This is a genomic window from Paenibacillus sp. HB172176, assembly GCF_011947265.1.
Lineage (GTDB): Bacteria > Bacillota > Bacilli > Paenibacillales > Paenibacillaceae > Pristimantibacillus.
In genome coordinates this window covers 172,148-184,556 of the sequence record NZ_JAATHD010000007.1, presented here as the reverse complement: position 1 = coordinate 184,556, position 12,409 = coordinate 172,148, and the positions used below count along the sequence as shown (strand labels likewise).

Here is a 12,409-nt window from a genome sequence, read left to right as displayed (position 1 = left end):
GCTATGTTACAAGTGTTGCTTTTCTTCCGGTGTTGCTCAGCGGCTCCACTTCAAGTGTTGCTAGGTGTTACGTTGTATGTTTCAGTGTTTCAATGTTTCAGTGCTGCCGCTAGTGCATAACCATAAATTGTAAGCGTTATCACCTTGAGTTGTATCGGCCTTTCCAAATTCTCCAACGCTGGTTTTCAGCTCTGGCAGACATTCGACCGACTCCATTTCGCCCTCCAACGCTGATTTCCAGCTCTGCAGGTACTCGACCGACTCCATTCCGCCCTCCAACGCTGGTTTCCAGCGCTGCAGCTCCTCACTATCAGCGATCTACTCTCCAAAAATCCATCAACTGCCTTGCCTTGGTAAAGGGAGAGGCAGTCCAGCTTGCAGGACCGCCTCCCTATACGCTTCAAATTAGTTCTTCACCTTCGCATACCATTCTCTTGCGCGCTTGGTGACCTCTTCGCCGCCCGACTCGTTCCACTTCTTCACGAATTCATCGAACTTGTCGATCGAATATTGCCCCAGAATGATCTTCGTCGCATACTCGACATACAGCGTGCGGTTGTTAATATCCGCGTATCCGTCATAGATGCTCGCTGGCAATCCATCTCCGGCAATCGTCTTCACATACTTCTGATTTTCTTCCATATTGCGAATGTTCTGTCCGAGCGCCCATTCTCTCTCCTCGGACATGGCGTTCTTCAGCAGATTCGACTTGTACTCCAGCGTATCGAGATCGTTGAACGGCTGGAACAGCTTGTTCTCCTGTGTACTCTTATCCGGAGCGATCGACACCTTCTTGCCATCCTTCACCGTATGATGCATGCCTTCCGCGCCGTAGAACAGATCCTCCCACTTGCTCTTGTCGTACAGATTGTTCAGCAGCTTCATCGTGGCGAGAAGCTTCTCCTCATCCTTGTTGTTCTTCACGACCCATACCGGACTCTGCATCTTCTTGAGCGTATAGAAGCCTTGCCCCTCGTAGCCCGGCACCTCCGGAATCGGCATAACGGCATAGTCGCCCTTCACGTTCGTGTTTTTGAAAATTTTCTCGATATGTCCGCCCGCATCCTCGGCCCAGTGATAGTAGTTGCCCACTTTGTCGGAATCGATCTTGCCGTCCCAAGCCGCTTTATTGTTCAGCAGCGTCTCCGGATCGATCAAGCCTCTCTTGTACAGATCGGCGATAAAGGCCAGCGCGTCCTTCATGTTCTGGGTCACGGCGGAATAAGTCAGCTCGCCGTTGTAAATATCCCAGTCGGGCTTGCCTTCATTCATCGCAATGCCGTACATCGCGAACAGATGATCCATCCATTTCGCTTCCTCGCGGCCGCCCGTCGGAATTTCATCCTTCACGCCATTGCCGTTCGGATCCCCATCGCGGAATGCTTCGAGCACCTTCACATACTCCTCCTGCGTCTTCGGCATCGACAGGCCCAGCTTCTCCAGCCAGTCCGTGCGGATCAGCCCGCCCATTCTTCCGTAATCGAGCACGCCCGGCACATAATAGATTCGGCCCTGGCCCGTCGGATCATTCGCCTTCACGATATTCCAGACATCCTGCGGAATCGCGTTCCACAGGTTCGGCGCGTACTTCGGCAGCAGCTCGGTCAGATCCGCGATGGCGCCGTTCTTCGCGAGGCTCGCTTCAATGCCTTGCTGCGGGTAGAACAGATCCGGCATTTCATTGGCTGCGATCTTCATATTGAGCTGATTCAGATATGTCGTACCGCCATTCCATTCCACGTACGGATGAATAATGCCGACGCCAAGCTCATCCTTGTAGAAGTTATAGAGCACGCTTCCCTTCTCAATCGGCTTATAGCCCAGATTCGTGTACCAGACTTCCAGATCGACCACTTCATCCGAAGCGGTCCCTTCGCCGGCAGCGTTCGCGTTTCCCGTATTCGTCGTCTCGTTGTCGTTCTTGCTACCGCATCCGCTAATGACGGACACCAGCAGGACTGCCGTTAAGATGAGCGTAGATAATTTCCTCCAAGACATGATGTAATCCCCCTACTATCATTTTTTATAGCCCCGCCGCCAAAGGACGGCGCAGCCGTTTCACCTTGCTATTTCAAAAGCCTCTCGGCCTCCAAAATCAGAATGGATTGAACCCCGTACCGCACATTAGCCCTTCACTGATCCTTAACCCTTCACCGAACCGATCATAGCGCCCTTCACAAAATACTTCTGCAGGAACGGGTAGACGAGAATGACCGGAATGACGGCGAATACGACTGTCGCGGACTTCAGCGTGCGTTCATTGTAGTTGATATCCATAATGGATTCGATAAACGGCATTTCGTTCGGATCCGTAATGAACTGTCTGATCTTCAACTGAAGCGGAAACCAGTCCGTATCCTGAATGAACAGCAGCGGATGCTGGAACTGATTCCAGACCACCACGCCATAGAACAACGCCAGCGTGGCAAGCACCGCCTTGGACAGCGGCAGCACGAATTGGAACAGCAGACGGAAGTATCCGCAGCCTTCCATGAACGCCGCCTCCTCGAGCTCCTTCGGAAACTGCTTGAAGAACGTTCGCATAATGATCAGATTGAACGGATTCAAGACATGCGGAATGATGAGCACCAGCGGATTGTCGTACAGCCCGATGCTGCGAACCGTCAAAAAATACGGAACAATCGGCGCCTTGAACACCAGCGTAATCACGACAGCGACCATGAGAATGCCCGCCGGCAGAAACTCCTTCTTCGACAACGGATACGCCAGCAGCGCGGTGACCAGCAAGGCTAGCACCGTAGCGATCACGGTCGTGCATACCGTTATGGCAAAGGATTTCCAAAGATCCGCGCGTCCAATCAGATAGCTCCACGAATCGAACGTGAACTCCTTCGGCCAGATCGTCACCAGATTCAGATCGACGGCCCGACTCGAGCTGAACGACACCGAGATCACCGACAGAAGCGGAATAAGCGCGATGAGGGACAGTACGCACAGAATGATAACCACGCCAATTTCCCAGGCCTTCTCGCTTTTGGATATCGACATTTTCACCATAACCCCCCATCGGAAACCTTCTTCGACACTCGGTTGAACGTATAGACGAGAACAAAGCCGATAACGGCCTGGAACAATCCCACGGCTGTCGCAAAGCTGTACTGAGCTTGCTGGATGCCCGTTCGGAATACATACGTGTCGAGAATATCGCCCTTGTCGTACGTCATAGGCGTAAGCAGATTATACACATGCTCGAAGCCAAGCTCCATGAAATTGCCGATCTCCAGCAAGAACAGGATAACGACCGTCGGCAAGAGCAGCGGGAACGTAATATGCCGAATCTGCTTGAAGCGCGAAGCCCCGTCCATCATAGCCGATTCGTATAATTGCGGATCGATCGAGCTGATCGCCGCCATATAGACGACCGTTCCCCAGCCCGCGTCCTTCCATAAGCCGGTCAGCACATAGATCGGTCTGAAATAGTCGCTGTCCTGCATGATGAGAACCGGCGCATGACCGAACCATCCCATTACGACATTGTACAAGCCGCCGATCGCGAACAGATCGAAGGTAATGCCCGCCACGATAACCCAGGACAGGAAATGCGGAATGTACAAGGCGGTCTGAATGCCCTTCTTCAGCAGCGCCTTCCTCACCTCGTTAATCATGAGCGCGAGCAGCACCGGAACCGGGAAGACGAACACCGTCTTCAAGACGCCGAGCACGAAGGTGTTGACGAACACACGCCGGAAGCCCGCATAATCAATCAAGGCCTGAAAATGCTTAAAGCCCACCCACGGGCTGTGCAAGAAGCCTTGAAAGACGTTGTAGTCCTGAAAGGCGATAACCGAGCCGGCCAGAGGGATATATTTGAAAATAACAAGAAAGATAACTCCCGGAATCGCCATGATATAGAGCGGCCAATATCTAAGCATGTTGCTCCAAATTCTGCTCCCCGTTCGCTGTCTCGCGCGTGTGTCCAATCCCCCCCTGCTTTGAGCGGAAATCGTGTTTTGCATGCTTGCTCCACATCCTTTTGTTTGTCTGTTTCTAGAGGTTGTTCAAAAAGCCCAATTTCAATAACGAAGTGAAACTGTAAGCAACTCGACATCGGATATTGAATTCAGCCGAAAGTTCCGTTGCTCACGTAGGCTCACCTACGCTCCGCTACTCACTTTCTAGCTTCATCCAATCTCCTCGATTCTTGAAACCAGACTTTTTGAACACGCACTTCTAGTGAATCCGTTTTCATGTTTATAACTATATGCTCTTTCAAGAGAACGCTCAAAGGGGGGAATTTAAGGTTTCTCCATGGTTCATTTTAGGTTTCCTGCAAAATGCACAGAAAAAAGCCCCTTACCCATTGCAGGGGAAGGGACGTTGCTTGAGATATTCGGACTGTATAAGCTTCACATCATTGGATTTGCATCGTTTCTCCAGGTTTCACTGCTACGATTTCGCCATCCGCGCTGAACCATACGGCAAGAGCTGACGGATTGTGGACAATCGTTCCGCAGACCGAGAAGCGCAAGTCGTGGAGCGCTTTCCTGTATTGCGCCAATTCCATGTTCGTCGCGTACCAGATGTCGGGACGACCGCCGATGGATTCGCAGAATCGTTCCAAATCTGCCCAGTTGCCCTGGTTGTCGAATTCATAGCTGTGCCCCCATACATACAGCAGGGACATCGCGGAATGCCGCGGCCGATCATCGAGAAAGCGTTGGCCGACAGCCAGCATGTCGCGATGATGGCAGGTGGGTGACCAGGCCAGCAGTTCGTCCGGCATATCGAATCGTCCGTGACAAATCGTCGTTCTCGCGTATTCAATGCCCAATGCGGGCAGCATGCCGACTACGCGATCGTTCCAGGCCCCGTACGGATACGACATTCCCTTGACGGGATAGCCCGCCAGCCGTTCCAATTGTTCGCGGTCCCGCAGCACCTCGTCCGCAATTCTGTCCGCCGGGCTCCTCGTCAGGAACGGATGCGTTGCCGTATGGGCCGATATCTCGTGTCCCGCATACAACGTCCCGACCTCGGAACGCTCGACATAGCCGGGCTTCCCCAGATTTGAGGAATTGAGATGGAAGGCGCCGCGTATCCCGGCTGCATTCAGGATTTCGATCAACCGGCGGTCCTGCTCTCTTCCGTCGTCATAGCTTAGCGTTAACGCTTTTCTCTTCCCCTCCGGGAAGCAGTCGAACACGATCTTCATGTCTCTCTTCACCCTTTCACGGAGCCCAGCATGATTCCTTTCACGAAGTACCGCTGCAGCCATGGATAGACCAGCACGATAGGTCCGATAGACAGCAGCGCGATTGCCGAACGGACATTGTTCATCGCAAGCTGCGCCTGCTTGGTGCTGTTATTGTTTATGATCAGTTCGTTGCTGACGTCGCTGACCGAGGTAAGCATCTCTCTCATAATGACTTGAATGACGGTCAAATTCCGGTCCCTGATGTAGATCATCGCGTCGAACCAGGCATTCCAATGCTCGACCGCCGCCCAGAGAGCGATCGTCGCCAGAACCGGCGTCGAGATTGGAAGGATGATTCGGAACAGCATTGTGATATAGCCGGCCCCATCCATCAGAGCCGATTCTTCGATGGCGGCGTCAAGCGACATGAAGTAGTTCCGCATGATAATGACGCTGAATACGGCAACCGCCCCGGGGAGCAGCAGCACCAGGAAGTTGTCGAGAAGCCCCAGGCTGCGAATAATCAGGTAAGTCGGAATCAGCCCGCCGCCGAAAAACATCGGAATGAGAAAATAAGTCGTCAGCCATCCTCGAAACGGAAGCTCCCGTTTCGCCAGCGGATACGCCGCCAGGATGGTGAACGAAACCTCCAATACCGTGCCGAAAATCGTCCGCAGGACGGAATTCCAATACGGCCGAACGATCTCTCCCGATGACAGCAGGAAGCGGTACGCTTCGAACGACCAGCTCTGCGGCCACAAATGAAAGCCAAGCGTTGTGGCTTCCCTTCCGTCGGAGAAGGACAACAAGAACACCTGCCAGAACGGATAGAGGATGAGCAGCGTGAACAGAATCATGAACGCGCCGTTTAGCAGATCGAACCAGGCTACTTCTCGGCGCGCTTTCCGCAATTGTATAGCTCTCATTTCACCACACTCCGTAATCATTGTATTTCCGAACGATCCGATTCACCGTAACGAGCAGGGTGATGCCCACTACGTTCTTGAATAAACCCACCGCCGCGGAGTAATCCATCCTGAACTCGACAAGTCCGGTGCGGAACACGTACGTATCGATAATATCCCCGACCTCATAGACCAGGGGACTATACATATTCAAGATCTGATCGAAGCCCCCCGAGAGTATATGCCCCAGCCGAAGCAAGAACAGGATCGTAATGACGGGCACGAGCGCAGGCAACGTGATATGAAACATTTTGCGAAATCGGTTCGCCCCGTCCGTTTCAGCGGCTTCGTAAATTTCCGGCGAAATCGACGAGATGGAAGCGAGATAGAGAATGGAAGCCCAGCCAACCTCTTTCCATGCATCCGAAATGAGCAATATCGGTATGAAGAAGAGCTTGCTTGACAAGAAGTTGATCGGGTCTCCGCCGAATAAGGTAATGATGTAATTGACAATGCCGCGCTCGGGCGAGAACACCTCCACAACCATGCCCGCTATAATCACCCAGGACATGAAATGGGGGAAATACGATATGCTTTGCACCGTGCGCTTAAATCTCGCCGCCCGTATTTCATTGATCAGCAAAGCGAATACGATCGGAAATGTAAAGCCGACGATCAGCCTCGACACGCTGATGATAAGGGTATTGCGGAGCGCGCGCAAAAACACGAAATCATGATACATGCTTTTAAAATGACCGAATTGATTCCATGCGCTGTCCCAAATGCCGAGCCCCGGTTTGAAATCCTTGAAAGCGATAATGACGCCATACAACGGCGCGTAATGAAAAACAGCCAGATTCAGCGCAGGCAACAGCAGCAGCAGATAAAGCATTTTCATGCGTTTCATCTGTTTCCAGAGATGCGGTCTGGAGGCGCCTTTCTTCCCAATGGATGTTGTTTTGACCAGATCGGCCATGCGTAAACCGCCTTCCTCGTCCGATCTTATTTGCGCAGATCGGTTACTTTGGGCGCTTTTTCAAGCTCGGCAAGAATTTTGTCTCCTCCGCTGTCGCGCCAGTTCTTCACGTAAGCATCCCATCCCGCATTCACGTCCACTTCGCCGGTAATCGATTTGAACAGGAATTCATCCGTGATCGTTTTCAACTGCGCGGCATAAGTCGCATTCATCTCCGCGTAATCCGTTTCATTGAAATAATCCCAACGATACGGGCGGTAAGCCATAGCCTTGCCTTCATCGGTGCCGAATAAGAGCTGGGTCAGCTTTTTCACCCCCGCATTCGAAAAATAGTCGGCGACGTTTCCATGTTGAATCGACAGATTGTAGTACCCGATGCCGTCCTTTTCGCCTTGGGTCGTTTCGGTTGGCACGACGGCAGATTCGTAAGGCTCGCCTTCCCATGTATAATCCGTGCCTTCATCGCCAAATTGAGAAAGCATCAAACCCTCTTTGTCGAAATTGATGTAATCGAAAATTTGCAGAATGCGGGCCAGCTTCTCGTCGGATACGTCCTTCTTGACCACCATGGCGTAGCCAAAGCCGTCGACCTGTCTGTAAGCGGCCGATCCCTGCTGCCCGTCGGCCCCGATCGGAGGCGGGGTGAACAGGAATTTGGCATTCGGATCCTTCTGGATCAGATTGCCCGGGGGACGGTTGAACGTGAAGGGCAGCAGCCCTGCGGCTTGAACCTGCACCTGAGCAACGCCGTATTTCCCCGCCGCGAATTTCTCCCAGCTCTTGGCCAGATTGAGCGTCGTAAATTCAGGATCGATATACCCTTTCCTGTACAGCGATGCGATATAGCTCAGGAAGCTCTTGTAATTGTCGCTGATCGCGTAATCAACCACGTTCCCGTTTGCGTCCGCGAGATTATAATCCCACCCGAATCCGAAGGCCCCGGCCTCCGAGTTCAAAGCCCAGTTCGCATTGCTGTTGTTGAGCAGCAAGCCGTAAGTATCCTTCTTCCCGTTGCCGTCCGGGTCATCGTGCACGAATTTCTCGAATATCGCTTGCTCTTCGTCGAGCGTGAACGCTTCCTTCGAATAGAAAATGCGTTCCAATCCGTCGGCGTCTCCGACCTGCACAAGCTCGCCCTTCGGCGCTATGCCGAGCTTCTCCAACCAATCGAGCCGATACACCTGGCCCCAGATGAGATTGTCCCACTCTTCCTTATATCCGGTAAGGGCGTAATATTCTCCGTCCTTCCCTTCAATCCGATTGACTTTCCAACCCGTTGATTCGCTGTCCAGCATCTTCGCGTAATTCGGGGCATACTTCTCGATCATCGCTCTCGGTACGCTTCGCGTCACCGCATCGTTATACAGCTTGACCGGGTCGTCCATGTACGCCACATCCGGCAATTCGCCGGAGGCCAGCATCAGATTGCGCTGTTCCTTGTTATTCACGTCGACTTTCAGATTGGACAGCTTCACATTGAATTTCGATTCGATGGCTTGCTGCACTTTATTATTGTCCTCTATCTTGCCTCTGGCGCCTTGGCCGATCCAACTAATATCGAGCGTCTTGCCGGACTCTTCGGTCGGGCTTGCGCCCGGAGCTCCGGTGGAGCCGCCTTCATTCGCCGCGTTGCCGCCATTGCCCGAGCATGCCGCCGCCGTCAAGACAATAACGGACGCAAGCAGCGCCATTCCTGCTTTTCTGATTGCCATGTTCATCCCCCATACCTCTCATATTGGCCTTGCATGTTCATTATATAAAAGGAACCCCTGCGACTCGTAACAGAATCATCAGGGGTTTATAATACGATTCTCAGCGATTTGAATACGCTTCCATACTTTATGCTTCCCGGCAGGGAAGATGCAAGGTCACCGTCGTTCCGCCTCCGCTTTCTCCGCATTCGATCCGCAATCCGTACGGCTCGCCGAAATGAAGCTTGATCCGGCTGTTAATGTTGTAGAGACCGACTTGTCCGCGATCCCTTCGCTGCAGGCGGCTGCGAATTTCTGCCAGCTTGCGGGCGTTGATGCCGGGTCCGTTGTCATGGACGGCAATCTCCATTCCGCCAGCCGTTTTTTGGCAAGCGACCCCAATGACAACATGCCCGGCTTTCGGCATGCCGTATTGAATGGCGTTTTCGATAATCGGCTGAAGCAGCATCTTAATGACGACGCATCCTTGCATCTCCGGGTCGATTGCCCAGTCGCATCGTATCCGATCCTTGTATCTGCCGTTCATTATTTTCACGTACGATTTGGCATAGGCCATCTCCTCTCCGAGCGTCGCAAACGGACTCTCCTTGCCCATGGCATACCGGAAGAGGCGGCTTAGCAGCCCTATTGTTTCAACGGCCGGCTCGCTGTCGCCCTTTTCGATCATATAGATGATATTCTCCATCGTATTATAGAGGAAATGAGGCGATATTTGCGCTTGAAGCGCCTCAAGATGCAGCTCTTTCTTCTCGAACTCCAGCGCAAGCCGCTGCTCTCTGGCGTCCACCGTATCCTGCACAAGCTGATGGATTCGGCCCATCATCGCATTGAACGACAGCCGCAGCTGCTCCACCTCGTCGACCGAATAGGCATGCTCTTCCCCTTTATGCCAAACATTCTCCGTTTCGATGTTCCAGTATCGGCTATGCAAGGAAGCGAGCGGCTTCACCAGGTATTGGGACATCGAATAAGAAAAGAGCAGCGTAAGCAAAAACAATATCAACAGCAAATAAATATCGTCGAAGAATAGCCGAAGCACCTGATCCTGAATCGCCGAGACATCATACTTCGCAACCAGATACCAAGGCAAAGAGCTGATTCTCGCCGTATAATAGACGGCGTCGCCCGTCAGGATCGCGTTCTTCGACATTTCGTCGATCCGGAATGGAAGCTCCACGCTCTGCCCGATTCGCTCCGCGTCGGGATGGGAGATAACCAGGCCGTTCCCGTCTACGATGTACGCCTCGCTGCCATCTCCCTTTAATTCTCCGTACAAGTCCGTCAGGAAAACGCCGGCAATATCCGTTTTGATATAGCCGAACGACCGGGAATCCTGATTTAGATCGACGATTCCGACGGCCAGGCTGACCGTTGAGGATACGGAGCCCGACGGCAGCCAGTAGAACATGTTTTTGCGGCTGCTCTGCATTTTCCCGAAAAAAACGGGATCGATCTGAGGCGCTTGCTTGAAGCGATTGCTATAAATGAGCTCATTTCGAATGCTGTACAAGCCGACGGCATCCTCGCTCAATGTCGGAAACGTCGTATCGAACAGAAATTGATCCATTTCATCTCGCCGCGCGCCGCCGGAATCCGACACATAGGAAACCGTAAAGGGGTCATAGGCCGCGCGCGCCATGGCCGATTCCTTCTGATCGACGAACCGTTCGATCCGATGCGCGGTCTTGGTGAACAACACGGAGAAAGATTCCTCCAATTCGCGAGTCATAATGCGGGAGGAATTCATGTAGGTCATCGTAACGAACACCGTGACGGGAAGCAGAATCGTCAGCAGGAAATAGATCAGGAAGCGGTCTCTCATCGTCAGCTTCCGTCGATCCCCGCCCTTGTCCTCCTTTGGCATCCACCTGTCCTCGAGCGAGCGATGCCTCCCGATCCATTGAACCAGGCTATGCAGCGGGAACAGCGCCTTGCGGCTGATGGCTTGGGACAGGAAAAAAGCCAGCGCTGCGCTGACGGTCAGAATAATGAGCATATTGCCGACGAGAGAGAGAAGCTGCGTGTTGCGAAAACGCTGGTTTTCGAAGGCCAACGCGACCTGAATGCCTTGAAATCCGATCTCGCGGACGGAAGCCCCTCCCGTGTCGATTCGACTCACGGCCCGTGGACCGCTGAACAGCAGCTTCCCGTCGGCATCGAACAAGGACAGCGAATCGCCATAAGGAAGAATGTCCAGAAGCGCGTCGAGCCTCAAACTCATGCGCAAGACGCCAAGCACACCCTCGGGGCCTTCAACGGGACACAAGAAATAACTGGAGCGATTCCAGTCTGCCAGCAGCTGCGACAGCGCCTCATCGTTGATATGTCCGGGATAAAGGTCATCGAATGTGCGATTCTCGGCTATGAATTGTATGCCTTCGCCAAACTGCTCCAGCGACAGCCGATAGCCCTCGAAGTAGTAGGAGGCATAATCCGACTTGGAGCTGTACTCTCCGTCTCCCGTCCAAACGACGATGCTGTCGATCAAATCATTCCCTTTATTCAAATTAAACAAGGAGGATTCGAGATTGCGGGACTGCAGCACCTTCTCGTAGGACGTCGTTTGTCCTCCGCCCAGCTTGGCCAGGGTCTCAATCAATGTCGAGGAATGGCTGAGACTGTCCATGATCTGATAGACATCCTCGAACTGCTTGCGAACATCAGCGGCGTTCTGGTTCATCTGCATATCCTGCATTTGCTCGGTTATGGCCCCAATATACCTTTCGGTCTTGACATAGAGCAGGCAGCCGGTGGCGAAAATCATCAGAAAGACCGCCGACAGGGAGAAGAGCATCAGAAACCGGTTCAGCTTTATCGTTTTTCGTTTCGCCGCATCGCTCTTTCTCATGAACGGCTCGAGCCTTCGCGTTCCCTGTACGTTTGCGGCGTCATGCCGTTCAATCGCTTGAATATTTTGTTATAATACGAGAAATTGCCGTAGCCGACGAGCATCGATATTTCGAATACTTTATAATCCGTTTGAAGCAGCAATTTACGGGATTCGGCTATGCGGACTTCGTTCAAATAATCAATGAAATTTTTTCCCATTTCCCGTTTGAACAAGGAGCTGAAATAATTCGCGTTGACGTGCAGCAGCTCCGAGACATCCTCAAGCCTGATTTTCTCCGCATAGTTGTCCGCGATAAATTGTTCGGCCCTCGCAATGTAAGCATTGCGATCCTTCTGAACGGCTGTGGAGGCTAGCGCCGTCCTTGCTCCCGGCCGCCGATCCGTCTCTTCCTCGATCGACCTTGCCACCTCGCGGAATAAATCCAGAAATTCATCCTTGATTACCGGTTTGAGCAGATAGCCCTTCACGCCATAGCGAATCGCTTCCTTGGCATAATGAAAGTCGTCATACGCGCTCATCAATGCGACCTTAATCCGGGGATATTCGGTCTTCAGCCGCTGCGCGAGTTCCAGGCCCGTCATATTCGGCATCCGGATATCGGTAAGAACGACATCGGGAGGACAATGCCGCACCCTGTCCAGAGCCGCCTCGCCATCCGCCACGCAGCCTGCCACTTCGAATCCGATCTCCTGCCAGGGCATATTGCAGCGGACTCTCTCGCGAATCAATTCCTCGTCGTCGGCAATCAATACCTTAATCATGGAACCCCTCCTTAAAAGCGCTTTCATGAATGAGAAACCGCTATCGTTC

10 protein-coding genes are annotated in these 12,409 nt (G+C 52.8%); all 10 read right to left on the bottom strand.

Going from position 1 to position 12,409, the window contains the following annotated elements; all coding sequences use genetic code 11:
* Positions 1-81: 81 nt before the first annotated feature.
* The 10 genes from HFP08_RS12240 to HFP08_RS12195 all read right to left on the bottom strand — a co-directional run bounded on the left by HFP08_RS12240 (position 82) and on the right by HFP08_RS12195 (position 12,360).
* Entirely contained in the window at positions 82-267 is a 186-nt protein-coding gene (locus HFP08_RS12240; protein ID WP_168120878.1) for a hypothetical protein, read from the bottom strand.
* 138 nt (positions 268-405) lie between these two features.
* Complete coding sequence (locus HFP08_RS12235) at positions 406-1,998, bottom strand: type 2 periplasmic-binding domain-containing protein (RefSeq protein WP_168120877.1); 1,593 nt, start codon at positions 1,996-1,998, stop codon at positions 406-408.
* 144 nt (positions 1,999-2,142) lie between these two features.
* A complete protein-coding gene (locus HFP08_RS12230) occupies positions 2,143-3,009 on the bottom strand; it encodes a carbohydrate ABC transporter permease (protein ID WP_168120876.1) in 867 nt (288 codons plus the stop codon).
* 2 nt (positions 3,010-3,011) lie between these two features.
* Entirely contained in the window at positions 3,012-3,893 is an 882-nt protein-coding gene (locus HFP08_RS12225) for an ABC transporter permease subunit (RefSeq protein ID WP_168120943.1), read from the bottom strand.
* Between the two features lie 479 nt (positions 3,894-4,372).
* On the bottom strand, positions 4,373-5,173 hold the full coding sequence (locus tag HFP08_RS12220) for a polysaccharide deacetylase family protein (protein ID WP_168120875.1): 801 nt from the start codon (positions 5,171-5,173) through the stop codon (positions 4,373-4,375).
* An 8-nt stretch (positions 5,174-5,181) separates the two neighbouring features.
* Entirely contained in the window at positions 5,182-6,081 is a 900-nt protein-coding gene (locus HFP08_RS12215; protein ID WP_240941319.1) for a carbohydrate ABC transporter permease, read from the bottom strand.
* Position 6,082: 1 nt separating this feature from the next.
* Positions 6,083-7,036: an ABC transporter permease gene (locus HFP08_RS12210; RefSeq protein ID WP_168120874.1), complete on the bottom strand. Its 954-nt coding sequence runs from the start codon at positions 7,034-7,036 to the stop codon at positions 6,083-6,085.
* 26 nt (positions 7,037-7,062) lie between these two features.
* Positions 7,063-8,748: a type 2 periplasmic-binding domain-containing protein gene (locus tag HFP08_RS12205; RefSeq protein ID WP_168120873.1), complete on the bottom strand. Its 1,686-nt coding sequence runs from the start codon at positions 8,746-8,748 to the stop codon at positions 7,063-7,065.
* A gap of 127 nt (positions 8,749-8,875) precedes the next feature.
* Entirely contained in the window at positions 8,876-11,596 is a 2,721-nt protein-coding gene (locus tag HFP08_RS12200; RefSeq protein ID WP_168120872.1) for a sensor histidine kinase, read from the bottom strand.
* On the bottom strand, positions 11,593-12,360 hold the full coding sequence (locus HFP08_RS12195; RefSeq protein WP_168120871.1) for a response regulator transcription factor: 768 nt from the start codon (positions 12,358-12,360) through the stop codon (positions 11,593-11,595). Before HFP08_RS12195 ends, HFP08_RS12200 begins: the two co-directional genes overlap by 4 nt.
* Positions 12,361-12,409: the final 49 nt, after the last annotated feature.

Coding starts and splice junctions, on each gene's coding strand:
- HFP08_RS12205 (WP_168120873.1), bottom strand. CDS start 8,748: ATGGCAATCAGAAAAGCAGGAATGGCGCTGCTTGCGTCCGTTATTGTC.
- HFP08_RS12215 (WP_240941319.1), bottom strand. CDS start 6,081: ATGAGAGCTATACAATTGCGGAAAGCGCGCCGAGAAGTAGCCTGGTTC.
- HFP08_RS12230 (WP_168120876.1), bottom strand. CDS start 3,009: ATGTCGATATCCAAAAGCGAGAAGGCCTGGGAAATTGGCGTGGTTATC.
- HFP08_RS12240 (WP_168120878.1), bottom strand. CDS start 267: ATGGAGTCGGTCGAGTACCTGCAGAGCTGGAAATCAGCGTTGGAGGGC.
- HFP08_RS12195 (WP_168120871.1), bottom strand. CDS start 12,360: ATGATTAAGGTATTGATTGCCGACGACGAGGAATTGATTCGCGAGAGA.
- HFP08_RS12210 (WP_168120874.1), bottom strand. CDS start 7,036: ATGGCCGATCTGGTCAAAACAACATCCATTGGGAAGAAAGGCGCCTCC.
- HFP08_RS12220 (WP_168120875.1), bottom strand. CDS start 5,173: ATGAAGATCGTGTTCGACTGCTTCCCGGAGGGGAAGAGAAAAGCGTTA.
- HFP08_RS12225 (WP_168120943.1), bottom strand. CDS start 3,893: ATGCTTAGATATTGGCCGCTCTATATCATGGCGATTCCGGGAGTTATC.
- HFP08_RS12200 (WP_168120872.1), bottom strand. CDS start 11,596: ATGAGAAAGAGCGATGCGGCGAAACGAAAAACGATAAAGCTGAACCGG.
- HFP08_RS12235 (WP_168120877.1), bottom strand. CDS start 1,998: ATGTCTTGGAGGAAATTATCTACGCTCATCTTAACGGCAGTCCTGCTG.